Annotated in this window: 20 protein-coding genes and 1 pseudogene; 10 read left to right on the top strand and 11 right to left on the bottom strand. The window is 62.6% G+C overall.

Annotated elements, in window-relative coordinates:
* Positions 1-217: 217 nt before the first annotated feature.
* From IG197_RS26760 to IG197_RS26750, 3 genes are all read right to left on the bottom strand, one after another.
* On the bottom strand, positions 218-748 hold the full coding sequence (locus IG197_RS26760) for an Hsp20/alpha crystallin family protein (protein ID WP_192320006.1): 531 nt from the start codon (positions 746-748) through the stop codon (positions 218-220).
* Positions 749-909: 161 nt separating this feature from the next.
* A complete protein-coding gene (locus IG197_RS26755; protein ID WP_192315909.1) occupies positions 910-1,416 on the bottom strand; it encodes a hypothetical protein in 507 nt (168 codons plus the stop codon).
* 20 nt (positions 1,417-1,436) lie between these two features.
* Positions 1,437-2,258: a universal stress protein gene (locus IG197_RS26750; RefSeq protein WP_192315908.1), complete on the bottom strand. Its 822-nt coding sequence runs from the start codon at positions 2,256-2,258 to the stop codon at positions 1,437-1,439.
* Between the two features lie 361 nt (positions 2,259-2,619).
* Between IG197_RS26750 and IG197_RS26745 the strand changes: the two genes are divergently transcribed.
* Entirely contained in the window at positions 2,620-2,907 is a 288-nt protein-coding gene (locus IG197_RS26745) for a hypothetical protein (protein WP_192315906.1), read from the top strand.
* 35 nt (positions 2,908-2,942) lie between these two features.
* Here IG197_RS26745 and IG197_RS26740 read toward each other — a convergent pair whose 3' ends face one another.
* Both IG197_RS26740 and IG197_RS26735 read right to left on the bottom strand, forming a co-directional pair.
* A complete protein-coding gene (locus tag IG197_RS26740; RefSeq protein WP_067966427.1) occupies positions 2,943-3,290 on the bottom strand; it encodes a RidA family protein in 348 nt (115 codons plus the stop codon).
* A 187-nt stretch (positions 3,291-3,477) separates the two neighbouring features.
* On the bottom strand, positions 3,478-3,939 hold the full coding sequence (locus tag IG197_RS26735; RefSeq protein ID WP_192320004.1) for an acyl-CoA thioesterase: 462 nt from the start codon (positions 3,937-3,939) through the stop codon (positions 3,478-3,480).
* Positions 3,940-4,629: 690 nt separating this feature from the next.
* On the opposite strand from IG197_RS26735, the pseudogene IG197_RS26730 reads away from it, so the two are divergent.
* Both IG197_RS26730 and IG197_RS26725 read left to right on the top strand, forming a co-directional pair.
* Positions 4,630-5,076 (top strand): annotated as a pseudogene (locus IG197_RS26730) (aldehyde dehydrogenase family protein); the annotation flags it as partial.
* Positions 5,077-5,290: 214 nt separating this feature from the next.
* Complete coding sequence (locus IG197_RS26725; protein ID WP_210346887.1) at positions 5,291-6,250, top strand: aspartyl/asparaginyl beta-hydroxylase domain-containing protein; 960 nt, start codon at positions 5,291-5,293, stop codon at positions 6,248-6,250.
* 107 nt (positions 6,251-6,357) lie between these two features.
* Here the strand turns inward: IG197_RS26725 and IG197_RS26720 are convergent, their stop codons facing one another.
* A complete protein-coding gene (locus tag IG197_RS26720) occupies positions 6,358-6,798 on the bottom strand; it encodes a hypothetical protein (RefSeq protein ID WP_192315905.1) in 441 nt (146 codons plus the stop codon).
* Between the two features lie 303 nt (positions 6,799-7,101).
* On the opposite strand from IG197_RS26720, the gene IG197_RS26715 reads away from it, so the two are divergent.
* The 4 genes from IG197_RS26715 to IG197_RS26700 all read left to right on the top strand — a co-directional run bounded on the left by IG197_RS26715 (position 7,102) and on the right by IG197_RS26700 (position 8,976).
* Entirely contained in the window at positions 7,102-7,533 is a 432-nt protein-coding gene (locus tag IG197_RS26715; RefSeq protein ID WP_067961369.1) for a hypothetical protein, read from the top strand.
* Between the two features lie 75 nt (positions 7,534-7,608).
* A complete protein-coding gene (locus IG197_RS26710) occupies positions 7,609-8,007 on the top strand; it encodes a VOC family protein (protein ID WP_192315904.1) in 399 nt (132 codons plus the stop codon).
* 124 nt (positions 8,008-8,131) lie between these two features.
* Positions 8,132-8,305 carry a hypothetical protein gene (locus IG197_RS26705; protein WP_192315903.1) on the top strand — a complete coding sequence of 58 codons (174 nt, stop codon included), beginning with the start codon at positions 8,132-8,134 and terminating at the stop codon, positions 8,303-8,305.
* Positions 8,302-8,976: an alpha/beta hydrolase gene (locus IG197_RS26700; protein ID WP_192315902.1), complete on the top strand. Its 675-nt coding sequence runs from the start codon at positions 8,302-8,304 to the stop codon at positions 8,974-8,976. Before IG197_RS26705 ends, IG197_RS26700 begins: the two co-directional genes overlap by 4 nt.
* 66 nt (positions 8,977-9,042) lie before the next feature.
* On the opposite strand, the gene IG197_RS26695 is transcribed toward IG197_RS26700, so the two are convergent.
* The 4 genes from IG197_RS26695 to minC all read right to left on the bottom strand — a co-directional run bounded on the left by IG197_RS26695 (position 9,043) and on the right by minC (position 11,843).
* A complete protein-coding gene (locus IG197_RS26695; protein WP_192315901.1) occupies positions 9,043-9,798 on the bottom strand; it encodes a DUF1868 domain-containing protein in 756 nt (251 codons plus the stop codon).
* A gap of 242 nt (positions 9,799-10,040) precedes the next feature.
* Positions 10,041-10,310: a cell division topological specificity factor MinE gene (minE, locus tag IG197_RS26690; RefSeq protein ID WP_067961364.1), complete on the bottom strand. Its 270-nt coding sequence runs from the start codon at positions 10,308-10,310 to the stop codon at positions 10,041-10,043.
* On the bottom strand, positions 10,307-11,122 hold the full coding sequence (minD, locus tag IG197_RS26685) for a septum site-determining protein MinD (RefSeq protein WP_067961362.1): 816 nt from the start codon (positions 11,120-11,122) through the stop codon (positions 10,307-10,309). The genes minE and minD overlap by 4 nt, the downstream gene beginning before the upstream one ends.
* Positions 11,123-11,138: 16 nt before the next feature.
* Positions 11,139-11,843, bottom strand: coding sequence for a septum site-determining protein MinC (minC, locus tag IG197_RS26680; RefSeq protein WP_067961361.1), 705 nt, complete (start codon positions 11,841-11,843; stop codon positions 11,139-11,141).
* A gap of 245 nt (positions 11,844-12,088) precedes the next feature.
* Between minC and IG197_RS26675 the strand changes: the two genes are divergently transcribed.
* The 3 genes from IG197_RS26675 to IG197_RS26665 all read left to right on the top strand — a co-directional run bounded on the left by IG197_RS26675 (position 12,089) and on the right by IG197_RS26665 (position 15,076).
* Complete coding sequence (locus tag IG197_RS26675) at positions 12,089-12,721, top strand: alpha/beta fold hydrolase (protein ID WP_192315900.1); 633 nt, start codon at positions 12,089-12,091, stop codon at positions 12,719-12,721.
* A gap of 251 nt (positions 12,722-12,972) precedes the next feature.
* On the top strand, positions 12,973-13,665 hold the full coding sequence (locus tag IG197_RS26670; protein WP_192315899.1) for a lysoplasmalogenase: 693 nt from the start codon (positions 12,973-12,975) through the stop codon (positions 13,663-13,665).
* Positions 13,652-15,076, top strand: coding sequence for a coniferyl aldehyde dehydrogenase (locus IG197_RS26665; protein WP_154383989.1), 1,425 nt, complete (start codon positions 13,652-13,654; stop codon positions 15,074-15,076). The genes IG197_RS26670 and IG197_RS26665 overlap by 14 nt, the downstream gene beginning before the upstream one ends.
* 18 nt (positions 15,077-15,094) lie before the next feature.
* Here the strand turns inward: IG197_RS26665 and IG197_RS26660 are convergent, their stop codons facing one another.
* Positions 15,095-15,562: a DUF1801 domain-containing protein gene (locus IG197_RS26660; protein ID WP_312870921.1), complete on the bottom strand. Its 468-nt coding sequence runs from the start codon at positions 15,560-15,562 to the stop codon at positions 15,095-15,097.
* Positions 15,563-15,598: the final 36 nt, after the last annotated feature.

The raw sequence follows: 15,598 nt of genomic DNA, 5'->3' as shown, positions 1-15,598 counted from the left end.
TCGACCCCATGTCCTTTGCCGGAGTGTCTCGACTTTTGGTGGTTTGGGAGATCAGCCTCACCACCCCACGTCGTTGCGAAGTATCTGGCGATCTCGTTGTCAGAAAGCCCCAGGTGCCTCAGGGCGCGGACGCTAGCTTTCGTCCGCTACCATCGGAGACCTTCTGGCATGAGTGTCGGCGCCATGAACGCGCCAACACTCAGCATTGTGGTTGGCCCTATGCGGCCTTCACCGTGATCGTCTTTTCAGGCTTCTGGGCTTCCGCAGTCTTCGGCAGCCTGACAGTCAAGATGCCCTTCGAAAAGGTGGCTTCGATCTTGTCGGCATCGACCCCCTCGGGAATCTGAACGGACCGCTGGAATGAACCGTAACGGCGTTCTGACAGGAAATAGTCTTTCTTCTTCTCTTCCTTTTTCTCGGATTTTTCACCCTTGATCGTCAGCACGTGGTTGGTGACCTTGATATCGATGTCCTTCTCGTCGGCCCCAGGGAGTTCGGCCGTGATTTCGTACTCCCCGTCCTTTTCGACCAGATCCATCGCAGGAGCCAATGGCCAATTGCCTGCAAAGGGAGTGCGTAGCTCTGGCAACCTTGGAATAGCCCCTCGCCAACCAAATGGATGGAAATCATCGAAGAGACGATCGACCTCTCGGCGCAAGGACTCAAACGAAGTCCATCCTCCGCCGCGAGCCTGCGGTACATTTTCCTTCTCGGCCGTTACGGGAAGTTTGGTCGATGTATCAGCCATGGAATTGATCCTTCTTGAACGTTGACCTATCGCCTCGTTTGGGCAGCTATTCCGCCGCGTGCACAGATGGCCGCGCAGGTTGGAGAGGCGCTCTCCCAGCTCTTCCTTGAGACGATGTTCCTGAATGTTACGCCGAGCACCCTCGACCACATTGACGTATGTCAAACTGGCGGTGACCATGACGGCACATTGGGCGTGAAGACGAAGTCAGGCACGTCGCGAAGGGGCCAGAGCAGTTCGGTCACAGTCTCGCTTGTCGACCTGCCTGGATAGGCTTCCCACATGTCGCCAGTCGCAGTGAGCCCGCGCGCGTGAATTTCCGCGAGCACAGCCCTGTAGGTGTCGGTCAATGGCTCTCTGGAACCAACTTGTTGAGCCTTGACTGCTTCTCCGGCCGCCGTTGCGCCAAGCCCTAAGCCGGACCCACGCAAGATTCTGAATTGATCCTCGCGTATCGGGAAGCCTGCGTCGAAAAGAACCTCATTCTCGTCGATCTTGCGATAGCGAACCAGACGTGGACCTGCCGGAACGACCATGCTCGACGATAGCGCCCCGTAGAGCTTCTCAAAGCTTACAGCCAGCATGTCGCCGAGTTGTGCAGAGGTGCCACTTCGCGAGACATACGCATAAGGGCTCGGCAACATGGAAACCAGTTCAAGGTCTGGCATTGCTGCACCCTGGATCACCGTCAGTTTGACATCAGCCGATTTATCGCTGGACTTCTAAGCAGGGCACGAGTGACACCGCCAAACGCCCATTCTCGGATTCGGCTATGACCGTAGGCACCGGAGACAAGCAGATCAGCGCCATATTCATCGGCAATCTGGAGTAAGGCTTCGGCCTCATCTGCTCCGCCGACATCAATGGCCTCTGCGGTTGCCCTAACGCCATGTCGAGCGAGAAAGCTGACGACATCATCGATGCCTTGTCTCGCTGTGCCGTCGACGCTTCCGAGAGCCACGACGCGCACCCGCGACGCAGCTGTAAGGAATGGCATCGCATCTGCGACTGCACGCCGAGCCTCGCGCGTATCCTTCCAGGCGATCAAGACAGCCTCAGCGCTGACGGGCTTGAAATCGGCAGGCGCCAGCAGCACTGGGCGCCCTGCGGAAAGCAGCAAAGTTCCATGGTCCACAGTTCGGTTGGAGTCGACTGCCGATAGAGGCCCAGACCCCGCGACGATCAAGTCTGCCGCTCGCGAGTGCAGTGCTAGCAGTTGGTTGGGATTGCCGATTTCACCACGCCAGGAGACACGTTTGTCGTCACCTGCCAGCTGGAAGAATTCCTGCCTTACCTTTGCGAGGCGGTCCTCAATTTCGTCGACTTGGCGCTGCATCGCTTCTGCAATTGCAAGGTCGCTGTCACCTGTCGGCATGACATATCTCGGCTCGGCCGCGCAGAAGCCTATCAAATCTGCGTCAAACATCAGAGCCGCGGCTTTTGCATATGCTACCCTAGACCGGACAGGACGGTCGATATCGAGTTGCAGGAGGATCGTGTTGTAGCTCATTGACTTGCTCCACTCCGAGCAAACCATGACATGTTGGCGTTGGTCCGCTTTGACGTGCGTCAAGGAGGAGCCTTACCCGACAACCAAATCGGCCTGATTTCCTTCGCTCATCAGTTGCACCCGCCCATCTCACTGACAGGCGGGTGTTGCGGTCGGCCGCTTACCAAATCCCAAATGATTGGGCATTTGATCCTTCGCCAGCCGCACCAGCTGCAAGATCTGGGTTATCCCGCCCGGCTACCGTCGGTCGATGGTCTCTTTCAAGTCTGGGACCTCATAGGGAGCTTCGGGTTTGGCATTGTGCGTCAGGGTGCTCCCGGGTCAGCCCATCTCAGGCGATCTGGTCGCGGAAGATTACTACATGTCCAAGACCGATAAGGACATCAACGCGCTCTTGCGGTCAAAGCGCCTGCGCATTGATGAAGGACGTTACTCGAAAACACTGTCGATCCTACGGGTTCGACATGACAGTTCAGATCTGAGTGATCTCTCCGAGGAAGAACTGCGCACCGTCGCCTGGAAAAAGGAATGGTGCGTCAGGTTTCTCCGTGAAGCTTCCAACATTGAGGAGCGATGGCAGCCGCGTCGAACCCTGGAAGATTTCGGAGTCTTCGTTGAAATCCATCGCGACGCGATGGTGGTTTCTTGACGAGAGGCGGCGCCCGGCAGCATTCCTCACCTGCCCTATCGCGCAGCTACCGCCGTGATTTCAACGCCGAGATCGGGATAGGCGAGCCTGGATTCGACCGTCGCCCTCGCCGGCGCCTCGCCGGAGATGACCCATCGGTCCCAGGCTTCGTTCATCTGGGCGAAGTTCGACATGTCGGCCAGATAGATCTGCACCATGGCGAGGTTCCTCTTTGTCACCCCGGCCTGCGCCAGCGTCTCGTCGAGCAACTGGAGCACCTCTTCCGTCTGTTCGCGCACCGATTGGCCTCGCGTCTTCTCGGCGGTGTGGCCGGCGACGAAAATCAGGTTGCCTACGACGACAGCGTCACTCCACCTGATATCGGGGTTTATTCTTTCAAGCATCGGATCATCCTTTTTCGCGGGCTCCACGGCACGTGGGAATCCAACTGACGACAGCCTATGTTTGATAGGCCGCCAGAGAGCAAGGGACGTTCATCGGCAGCGATCTGCCGGCAGCTGAGACGCCATTCGTCACGGCCGAGAGTTTTCGGCGGGTGGCGAGTGGCTGCACCATCCAACATACACGCCGCTACTCTTCGCCCGCATTCGCTGCGGCCCGAAAGCGCCCCTCGAACTCCCGCCTCAGTTCGCGGCGCAGTTCAGCGGCGCGGTGGCGTCTGCGGTCGATGTCGGTCGACGGCACAAAAGGCGGGATCCCGGTCGGGCGGCCGTCTTCGTCCACTGCCACCATGGTGAAGTAGCAGGAATTTGTGTGGCGCCGCTGGCCGGAGCGAATGTTTTCGGCCGCGACGTGGATGCCGATTTCCATCGAGGTGCGGCCGGCGAAATTGACCGAGGCCCGGAAGGTGACAAGTTCGCCGACATTGATCGGCTCGCGGAACACCACCTGGTCTACCGAGAGCGTGACGGCGTATTTGTTGGAATAACGGGACGCGCATGAGAAAGCGACGCGGTCGAGGAGATTGAGCAAGGCACCGCCATGCACCTTGCCGCTGAAATTCGCCATTTCGGGCGTCATCAGCACGACCATCTCGAGCCGGCGCGTATCCCTGTCCACCTAACGAACCTCCCCGATGATTGCAGCCGCATTCGACCACATTTGATGCGTGTCGAACACTGCGCACTTCATCACCGTCCCAAACTGCGAGCCCGAATGGTCGCGAAGGAGCTGTGCCCAAAACAGGTCGGAGACGCGCCCATTCCGATCGAGCTCAACTGGCTGCTCCATCAGACGAACAAGCTACATCAACCCATCCAATGAGCTAATTGTCTCTGTACCTGCGACGGGCGTAGATTCGAGGGTGGGAAGGTGGGGTAGTGCGCCGACGCGGTGCCTTAAATCCTAGGTGTGAGTATTGCGTCGGCTGCCCCACCCCAACGCCCACCGCGCAATGCAGACGGCCCGACTTGGCAACGCCAAGCGGGCCGCTCTTGCTATTGCTGGCCGCCACCGCCACGTTCTGCTTTGAAGGTTGGAACGCACCTATCTCGTCGTCATGCCAACGCGACGCAGGAGCGCAGCGGCGAGGAGCGGTCCGGGAAGTGTACCAAAAGCCAATTGCTTGGCCTTTCGAGCGACGAACGCCCGAAGTGACAGCGAAGAGCCTCGGAGACTATAGGATTCCTGCAGTGACATTGCGGAAAGCATAGATCCGCACTGCTGGCGCAGCTGACTCCATCGTCCTGAACACCTAGCGTAGCGTCCTGATCGAGCCGGCGTCATGACGAGGTCGTCGAACGGCTGGCCGCGCGCGCCGCATCCACCCGCATCGGCGACCCCAGGGAGACCTCGACCGGCATGGGGCCGCTGGTCTCGGAAGTGCAGATGAAGCGGGTGCTCGACTACATCGAGATCGGCAAGCAGGAGGGCGCGCGCCTGGTCACCGGCGGCAGCCGCCACAGCGAGCGCGGTTTCTATGTCGAGCCGACAGTCTTCGCCGACGTCGCGCACGAGATGCGCATCTCGCAGGAAGAGATCTTCGGCCCCGTCGCCACCGTCATCAAATTCAACGACGACGAGGACGCACTGCGCATTGCCAACGGAACTGTCTACAGCCTCGCCGCCGGGGTCTGGACGGCAGATATCGGCCGCGCCCACGACTTCACCAGGCGCCTCAAGGCCGGCACGGTCTGGGTCAACACCTATGGCCCGACCGACATCCGCCTGCAAAAGCCGCCGAAATCATCGGCGGCTTTTGTCGTTGGTGGGGGCACATCGTCCCAATCAGCCAAGGAATGCCAGCCAGTTTGCCCGACCCAACGATCCGATCTGCCGGCAGCAAAGCCGATCGGTGGCGAGCTGTAGCCGGGCACAGTCACGTAATGCTGCTGCAATGCGTCATCCGTAATCAGTCGCGCGGAAGGTTTTCCAAGGAGAACTCATGCTGGTTTCCGCGTTCATTCTGGCGCTCGCCGCCATAAGCATCGTTTATGTCTACCGTTTCAGGGGTGAGGCTCGCTACAACAGCCTGACCGAGTATATCCGCAAGGGTTGGCCGATCTTCACGCCCCTCAATTGCGTGCTCTACATGACCACGCTGCGGCGTGGATCGAAGGCCGTCCTCGACCCGGCCGAGTTCCCTGAAGTCGGCCTGCTGCGCCAGAACTGGCAGACGATCCGCGACGAAGGGCTGGAGCTGGTGCGCCAGGGCTATTTTGACGCGACCAAGCGTCCGGGCACGGCAGGCTCCTACGATGTCGGCTTTCGGACGTTCTTCAAATATGGCTGGAGCCGCTTCTACCTCAACTGGTATGGCTACACGCACCATTCCGCGCGGCGGCTCTGTCCCCGGACGACAGAGATATTGCTGCAGGTGCCGGCGGTGCATGGCGCCATGTTCGCCTTCCTGCCGGGCCGCTCAAAACTGACCAGGCATGCCGATCCCCTCGCCGTATCCCTGCGCTATCATCTTGGCCTGGCGACACCCAATTCGGACGACTGCTTCATCAATGTCGATGGCCGCAATCAGAGCTGGCGCGATGGCGAGGTGCTGATGTTCGACGAGACCTACCTGCACTATGTCCGCAACGACACCGACTCCGACCGTCTCATCCTCATGTGCGACGTCAAACGCCCGTTGAACCCGATCGGGGCGCTGTTCAACTTTTTCTACCAGGGCATAACCCGTTCCTCGGTCGTGCCCAACACACCGGAAGACCATCGCGGTCTGGCCAACAGGGCCTTTGCCCGGCTATCACCGCTGCTGGCACGGATCAAAGCGCTGAAGGCGACCAATCGCCTGATGTATTACACCATCAAGCGGTCGGTAAATGTACTGCTGGTCCTGCTGCTTGTGGGCTTGGCAACGGGCGTGGCTCAATTGCTTGGCCGCCTGGTTTGAAGGCCGTATCGTAGAACCATCCCTGGTTTCGGAACACGGCCGCTCGGGGATGGCTTTTCAGAATTTCCGATGCAGGGTGTGATGGAGGCTGCGAAAAGACCGCAATCTCAGCACCGCCGCACCCCGCCTCTCCTGGCGCAACGCTTGCGCCCGCCCGGGCTCCGGTTTGCGACGACAGGGCCGGCATCCGCCTCCGTAATGCCGTAGCGCTTGTAGAATTCGGCGTTGTCGCGCTCGATCTGCTCGCGCATCACCTTGTCGTGGCGGATGATCATCGCGTCGCGGGCAGCCCTGCCCGCCGTCGTGGTAACAAGGCTGCCGGCACCCATTGGCAGCATCGAGGCGGCTACCCCCGCGACGCCCTGCGCCGTTCCCAGCGCAGTCGCCTCCGCCATCATCTGCTTTTCCAGCTTGCGCGTGTCGTCGGAATAGCCAGGACCTTCGAAGTTCGATTCAGTGGTCGTCGAGCAGGCCGAGATCGCGTAGCAGAGCGCCAGCGCGCCACTGCCGATCCATGCCCGATGACCTGACAATGCGGTTCTGCCCATGCCTCGCCCCTCGACCGGCAACGGCCGGCGCAGCGGCGGCCCCTGCCGCCAGCCCCTTTCATCTACGCCCGGGGGAAGGCCACGTCTTGGACTGGAATGAACAGACCATGCCCAGACGGAACAAGCCATCGATTTCAGCTGTTACTCGGCAAAACAACTTGCTGCCTGCACCAAATCTGCTGCACGAAATACGCGCAGTGTTGCTGGAATATCTTTTCCTCGCGACCGGAACAGCCAAAAATTGTTCACTGGACATCGTTCTTCCCTAGGGCAAACTGCCTCCAGGGGTGCGAAGGAGGAGATATGCGCGCAAGAACAGCGACCATCGGCGACCTCGAGGTGGTCTTCCATGACCTGTCCAAACGGATGTCCGACGAGTATGCCGCCGCCGGCAAGGACGCCAAGAGCGCCTACGACAACCTGATGATGAACCTGAAGGAAGGACGCGCCCACGCGCTTGTCGAAGGTGACCGCCCGGTGGCGATCATCGCCTGGCACGAGCATTCGGACGCGGCCGAAACACTCTTCGCCGCCCAGGACGAATTCTTCGCCGCGCCCACGGTCCGGTTCTGCAAGCGTCACATCCGCCGTATCCAGCAACTTGCCGGCAACGTGCCGATCCACTCGCGCGGCTGGCTCGATCGCCCCGAGGTCGCGCGCTGGTTCCGCATCATCGGCTATGTCGAACGCGGCCGGCAGCATGGCGCCCTGCTGTTCGAACTCCCGCCCGCCTAGACCAGCCGCCTTGGCAAGGACGCGTCGTCGTAGCAGACTGCTGCGGCGACTGTGCCCCCATCCCGGGAGTAACCGATGCCATCTGACACGGTACACTCTGAAATGGTCAATGTCCGCTACCTCGTCGACGACGTCGAGGTCTCGATCGACTGGTACACGCGCCATCTCGGCTTCGAGGTGCTTACCAACTATGCGCCGGCCTTTGCCGACGTCTCCCGTGGGTCGCTGCGCCTGTTACTCAGCGGCCCGACCAGTTCGGCGGCACGGCCGATGTCCGATGGCGCCCAGCCGCGCGCCGGCGGCTGGAACCGCATCCACCTGATCGTCGACGATCTCGCGGCGCAGGTGGCGCGACTGCAGGCCGAGGGCGCGCAGTTCCGCAACGACATGATCAAGGGCCCCGGCGGCGCGCAGATCCTGCTCGTCGACCCCTCGGGCAATCTCGTCGAGCTGTTCCAACCGGCCGGGCGCTAGGCGCAAGAGGTCGCGACTTCCCCCGACAGGCGCCTGCACAACCCATGCTTGCGCGCTTGAGCAAAGGCGCTCACAGTTCCTTGGCCTCGATGGGAGGTTCTTTTCATCAACTGCGGGGGTAGTCATGATGCAGGCTTGGGGAGCTGATACGACCGAAGAGACATTCCAGAGCGCCGGGGGGCTGAACATCTTCCTCAGGTCGCGGCGACCGGAAGGCAAGGCGCGCGCCGTCGTCGTCATCTGCCACGGCGTCAATTCCCATGGCGGGCAGTATGGCTGGGCGCGGAGCATCTCGTGAAGCACGGCTTTGCCGTCTTCGCGCTCGACCTGCGCGGACGCGGCAAATCGGACGGCGAACGCTTCTTTGTCGAGACGGTCGACGACTATGTCAGCGATGTCGCCGGCGCGATCCGGATTGCCAAGTCGCGATATCCCGGCCTGCCGCTGTTCCTGCTCGGCCACAGCGCCGGCGGCGTGGTCTCGGCCACTTACACGCTCGAAAACCAGTCGGAGCTTGCCGGCTTCATCTGCGAGAGTTTTGCCTTCCAGGTGCCGGCGCCCGGATTCGCGCTCGCTGCGATCAAAGGGCTCAGCCACGTCGCCCCGCGCCTGCCGGTGCTTAAGCTCAAGAACGAGGATTTTTCCCGCGACCCGGATGCGGTGGCAGCTCTCAACAGCGACCCGCTGATCGCCCACGAGGTTCAGCCGGCGCTGACCGTCGCAGCGCTCGTCCGCGCCGACGAAAGGCTGCGTGAGGAGTTCCCCATGATCACCCTGCCGGTGCTGATCATGCACGGCACCTCCGACAAGGCCACCGTCTGCCATGGAAGCGAATACTTTTTCGAAACCGCCGGCTCCCGGGACAAGACGCTGAAGCTCTATGAGGGCCATTATCACGATCTGCTCAACGACATCGGCAAAGAGGACGCCATTGCCGACATGACCAGTTGGATCGACAAGCGCCTTTAGGCGCGCCAGCGCTGGGCGGCGTACAGATCGTCACCGGGATCGCGACGCTCGCCGCGATCCATTCATTCAGCTGCCGAGTGCCTCCCACCTGCGCAATTTCCGCCCAAGGCCGCCAAGCACCAGCAACTCGCAGAAGTGGTTCATGTCCTCGAACGAGCAGAACGCCGGCGGGTCGAGTTCGAGGATCGGCATCTTGCGCCTGATGTCGCCGGCCACTTCGCCCAGCATCTCCTGCCAGCGCGGCAAGGCGTCGTCGTCGAGCCAGTCGATGGCGTAGGCGAAGGTGATGTGGAACGGGTAGTCGTCATGATCGGGATGGCGGTAGCCGAGCAGGTCGGCGAGCACGTCGCGCCATTGGCGCATTGCCCTGCGGTCGCGTTCCCGGGCACCGTCAACCAGAAGGCCGGAGGGCCGCGCATGTGTCACCTCGACCTGGAACGGTTCCAAGACCGGCAGCGTCTCCAGCCGCGCGACCATGATCTCGGTCAACTCCTCGATCGACGCGTCGAGCGCCAGGCCATCCGGCCAGAATCCCGGCTTGCGACGGTACTCGATGACGCCCTGGAACAGTGTCATGTGCAGGCTGGTGATGGGAGTGAAGACGAAGTGCCTCGCCTCGGGCATGGCGAGGAATTTCTCGCGGGCCTCGACCAGACCTTCCAGCGTCGGCGAGCCCTTCGAGACATGGCAGACGATGGTGTTGCCGGGCTCAGGCAGGAAGCCACCAGCGCGTAGATAGCGCGTGCCGAGATGCGGCGGCTGGGTCGTGTTGCGTCCACTGGAATAAGCGATCAGTTCGGGCGAGAGAGCATCTGCGGGCATCGTTGCGGTCCATCGTTCGAGGTCCGCCTGCCCTAACGCCCCTCAGCGACCGCCGCATGACAACAAGGAGATACGAGACTGCGAGTTCACGAAGCCGCAGCCTGAAAAGCTGCCCTCACCATCGGGATCGTCGATGCGGGTGCTGCCGCCCCGACACCTCAGGCCATCGCCGGCGTGGCAGGCACGACATCCTGCACACCGGCGGCCTCTCGGCGGATCGCCCAGCCAGCCTGCGTCTTCGCTCAGATCGCCGCCGCGGCCTTGATGCCGGCGTTGGGGATATGGATGTCGATTTCCAGCGTCGAGGTGGTGGCGCCGCGATCCATGGTGATCTTGACGTCATCCTGGTTGACCTGGACGTGCTTGGCGATGACCGCGATGATCTCCTCGCGCAGCACGGCGACGAGATCGGGCTGGTTGCGGTTGTTGCGTTCATAGGCGAGCAGCACCTGCAGACGCTCGCGCGCCACCGGTGCACTACCGCCACGCTTGAAGAAGTCGAGCAGTTTCATGCCACTCTCCTTCCCAGAAGACGGTTAAGGAGACCTTTCTTCTCGACCGGCGTGACCATCGGCACGTCCTCGCCCTCAAGGCGCTTGGCAGCGTCGGCATAGGCGCGCGCAGCGGCATTGGTCGGCTCGTTCAGCGTCACTGGCGAGCCGACATTGGAGGCGCGCAACACGCCCTGGCTTTCCGGAATGATGCCGAGCAGCGGCACCGACAGGATTTCCAGCACGTCGTCGATCGACAGCATCTCACCGCGGGCCGCGCGGCCGGCATCGTAGCGGGTTACCAGCACGTGCTTGGTGACGCGCTCACCCTTCTCGGCCTTCAGCGTCTTGGAATCGAGCAGGCCGATGATGCGGTCGGAATCGCGGACGGAGCTGACTTCCGGGTTGGTGACGATGACGGCCTCGTCGGCGAAACGCATGGCAAGCTGGGCGCCGCGCTCGATGCCGGCCGGGCTGTCGCACAGCACGTAGTCGAACTTGTCCCGGAGCGCGTTGATGACACCGGCGACACCCTCCTCGGTCAGCGCGTCCTTGTCGCGCGTCTGCGAAGCCGGCAGCAGGAACAGCGATTCGACGCGCTTGTCGCGGATCAGCGCCTGCGCCAGCTTGGCCTGGCCCTGCGTGACATTGACGAGGTCGAAGACGACGCGGCGCTCGGCGCCCATCACCAGGTCGAGATTGCGCAGGCCGACGTCGAAGTCGATCAGCACCACCTTCTTGCCGGACTGGGCGAGCACGGCACCGAGGGCAGCCGTCGAGGTCGTCTTGCCGACCCCGCCCTTGCCAGATGTGACGACCACTACCTTGCCCATTTTGTTGTCTCCGTTGTCAATTGAGGGGCGCGACCTGGATGGCGTTGTCTTCCAGATGGACCTGGATCGCCTTGCCATGCATCGACGGCTCCATGTCCTCGGCGGTGCGGTACCAGCCGTCGACGGCCAAAAGCTCGGCCTCGTTGCGGCGGCAGAAGATGCGGGCGCTGCGGTCGCCCCAGGCGCCGGCAAAGGCGCGGCCGCGCAGCGTGCCATAGACGTGGATCGAGCCGCCGGCGAGGATCTCGGAACCGAAGCTTGCCGAGCCCATGACGATCACGTCGCCATGCGGATGGACGATCGACTGGCCGGAACGCACCGGCTGCTCGACGATCAGCGTGTTGGACGGTGACAGCGGCGCCTTGGCGGCCTCCTCGGCCTTCGCCAGCGCTTCGGCGTCGACCTGTTCTTCCTCGACCATCGTCTTCCTGGCGCCGGCCAGTTTCGGTGGCAGCTCGTCGCCGAGCGAATCGATATAGTCGGCCTCGATCGCATAGGTCCTGATTCCGCGCTCGGCGATCAGGGCCACCAGGGCGCCGATTTCGTCGGCCAACGGCTTCAGCGCATTGAGGTCCAGCACCACCGGCCGGCCCTTGAAAAAGCCGGGAGAATTCTCGATCCAGCGGTCGAGATCCTGCAGCCACTGGTCCAGCGGCGCCTCGGGCACAAGCGCGAAGGCAACAAACGAACGGGCGCGAAAGCGGATGGATTTGTTCTGCATCGGGGGCGCAAATCACCGGCGGGACTTCAGGGAGGTCGGGGTGTAGGCGATGGTGAACGAAACGTAAACTGCAATTCGCCTTACAGCCTGCAATACGCCCGATGTGTTTCTTTTGCGCGACGGCCTGCGGCCTCGGCAATGGGGCTGGCGCCACTCTCACCCGATGTCTGGTTCGCCCTTGAGGAAGCCTTCCAGACCCATCGCCAACGCATCGAAGACAGTCCGGTGACCTCTGGGCAAAGCTGATGGCAAATCTTGGCTATGAACAGTTCCTCGCCCATGGCAGCGACATGGGCGCCGGCGTTGTCGAGCGGCTTCGGGCAGATCATCCTCACCGGCTCCTTGGCATCCACATGGTCAATGTATTCTCCGGATATCCCGCTGCCTCCGACCTCGACGACGAGGAGCGCGCGTTTCTGGACATTGTCCCGCAGTGGCGGATGGCAGAAGGCGCCTATGCGATGCTGCACGCCACCAAGCCGCGCACCATAGCCGTCGCTCTCAACGACTCGCCGGCGGGGTTGGCAGCCTGGATTGCGGAAAAATTCCACGATTGGACGGACGACCGGAAGGTTTCGAACGATGTTCTCAGCACGATCCTGACCGTCTATTGGGTCACCGAAACGATCGGTTCGTCGCAGTGGCTCTGCCGCGAAGCCTTCGGCGACCTGGGGGCGATGTCGCCACCGCCCAGGAGTGGGGCTCCGGTGGCGGTCGCCATCTTTCCGCGCGACATCCTGCCTGCCCCGCAAAGCTGGGGTGAGCGCTGGTTCGACATCGACCAATGGACGGTGATGCCTTCAGGCGGGCATTTCCCGGCACTGGAGCAGCCTGAATTGCTGGCCGCCGACATCAGGGCGTTTGCCGCCCCCCTGTGAGGCGCGCCTGCGGGCCCGGCCGACAGAACCGGACGCGCTCGGGGGTGTTGACCGCACCTTTAGCACCTCTTGCGCAACGGTCCTGGCTCGATTGGCGGCGAACCAATGCCAACCCTGCCAACCTTGATTTCGCCGTCCAGCCAATTCGCGCACACGGCCAGCCCCTTCCCGCACCTTACGTAAGGGTAACTGGACAAACCGTCGAAAACATTGGCTTATCCTGACATCGGCAGCACGAGGGGGCGCGCGGCATGGGTACGGCGACACGCAGCAACGCAACGATCTACGGGCTCTTCGCCATCTGCGCGGTGCTGGCCATTCTGGGCAGCCTGATCGCGCCCGATGCCAGCTCGCCCTGGCGCTGGCTGCATTACCTCACCAAGCCGACGGCAACGCTGCTCCTGCTTGTCGCCGTGCTGCGCGGCATGGATTCGCGAACCTATGGCCTGCCGATCGCCATCGGCCTCGGCTTTGCCGCGGCGGGCGATTTCTTCCTGATGCTGCCAGGCGACTATTTCCTTGCCGGCCTCGTCTGCTTCCTGCTCACCCACTGCGCCTATATCTGGGCGCTGACCCGCGATTCGAAATTTGCAGGCAATATCGGCATCTTCGCGCTGTTTGCCGCGCTGGCCGCTGCCGTCTTCGCCGGGCTGTGGTCGTATTTGCCCTCGCCCATGCGCATTCCGGTTGCGATCTACGCGCTGGTGCTTGCCGCCATGGCCGCCCAGGCGCTATCGCGCGACCGCCAGCTTGCCGGCACGCCCGCGCAGAAAGCGGCACGCCTTGCAGCCCTCGGCGGCCTGTTCTTCATGGTCAGCGACACAGTGCTTGCTTATGGCCGCTTCCGCTGGAACATTCCCTACAATGCCATCTGGGTGCTCGGCACCTATTATGCAGCGCAGTATCTCTTCGCCCGTTCGACGGAAAACGATGCTGAAGCCTAACGACAGCCAGCCCGACCTCAGGGCAACCTTCGACACGCTGCGCGCCGCCTGGCTCGAGACGCGGCCGTCCTATGCCCAGCGCGTCGACGACCTCAAGCGCCTGCAGCGCGCTTTCGGCCAGCGCCTCGACGAGATGGTCGAGGCAATCAGCGCCGATTTCGGCCACCGCTCCCGCCATGAAAGCCTGCTCGGCGAAGGCAGCGTCGTCTTGTCTGAAATCAAGCACACGCAACGCATGCTGAAATCGTGGATGAAGCCCGAGCGTCGTTCGGCCGGTTGGAAGCTCCTGCCCGCCAGCGCCGAGATCCGCCACGTGCCGCTTGGCGTCGTCGGCATCATCGCGCCGTGGAACTATCCGGTGAACCTGGCGTTGGCACCGCTTGTCGCGGCCATCGCCGCCGGCAACCACGTCTTCCTCAAGCCCTCCGAACACACGCCGCGCACCGCCGCCTTCCTGCAGTCGCTGCTGGCAGAAGTCTTTCCGCCTGCGCGGGTGGCGGTGGCGCAAGGCGGCACTGAGCTGTCGGCGGCCTTTTCCGAACTGCCTTTCGATCACTTGTTCTTCACCGGCTCGACGGCTGTCGGCCGCAAGGTGATGGCCGCGGCCGCCCGCAACCTGACGCCGGTGACACTCGAACTCGGCGGCAAGTCGCCAGCCATCGTCGCGCCGTCGGCCAATCTCGAACGCACGGCCCGGCGCATCGCCACCGGCAAATTCTTCAACGCCGGCCAGACCTGCATCGCGCCCGACTATGTTCTGGTGCCGCAGCAAAAGCGCGACGAGCTCGTCCGCCTGGTCAAGCAGGAAGTCAGTGCCCGCTACAACGCCAGGCAAGGTTTCGACGACTACACCTCGATCGTCAATGACGGCCAGTTCGCCCGCCTGAGCGGCCTGCTCGACGACGCAGCCGTACGCGGCCACGAGCGGGTCCCACTGCTCGACATCGCCACTTTGCCCGCCGGCCGCGAGCGCCTGCTGGCGCCGACCGCCGTGCTCGATCCCGCCCCTGACAGCGCCGTCATGCGCGACGAGATCTTTGGGCCGATCCTGCCCATCGTCGGCTATGCTTCGCTGGACCAGGCCATCGCCTATGTGGTGGAGCGAGACCGCCCGCTGGCGCTCTATTGCTTCGGCGACGACAAGGCCGAGATCGAAACCATGCTGTCGCGCATCGTCGCCGGCGGCGTTTGTGTCAACGACACGCTCTACCAGTTCGCCTGCGCCAACCTGCCCTTCGGCGGCGTCGGCGCCTCCGGCATGGGCCACTATCACGGCCGCGAGGGTTTCCTCACCTTCTCCAAGGCGATGCCGGTGTTGCGCAAATACGAGCCCTCGGCCAGTGACCTGATCCGCCCGCCCTACAAGGGCCTGACCGACTGGTTGGTGCGGCTGGTAACGAAACTGCACTGATTGAGATGTGCCGCTGGGTCAGCGCTGCCGCCGGTGATAGGTCAGCGCCATCGCCAGGCAGATCGCCAATGGGGCCGGCAACGGTTTATCGACGTCGAGCAGGAGCGCCCTGTTGCCCTGATAGGTGAAGGTCTCGCCAAAATGGGCGCGAACACTCTCCACCAGCGTCGTTTGACAGTTGAAATACACCGCGCAGGTCTGGCCGCCGGGCTTCGGCCAGCCGAGCCGTATGGTGGAGCCGCTGCCGCTGGCTTCCGTCAGATAAGCCGGCTCGCCCCATTTCAGCGTTTCGGTCAATGGCCCGACGCCCGGCGTTTCGGCCGCCGTCGACAGGATCAGCCCGCGTATCTCGAGCAATCGCGCCCGCACCGGCGCGGGGAATGCTGCAAACGCCGCCGCCACGGCCTCTGGTATCGCGGCGTTGAGCGCAGCCACGTTGTGCATATCAGCCAGTCTGCACTCGTTCATGTCGGCTTGCTGCATCATCAGCTGATCCCTGCTCCGCCCGGCACGATCGCATCA

Source organism: Aminobacter sp. SR38 (assembly GCF_014843375.1).
In the GTDB taxonomy this organism is placed as follows: Bacteria; Pseudomonadota; Alphaproteobacteria; order Rhizobiales; family Rhizobiaceae; genus Aminobacter; species Aminobacter ciceronei.
The sequence above is the reverse complement of the archived record's forward strand: the minus strand, read 5'-3'. Positions and strand labels throughout refer to the sequence as shown.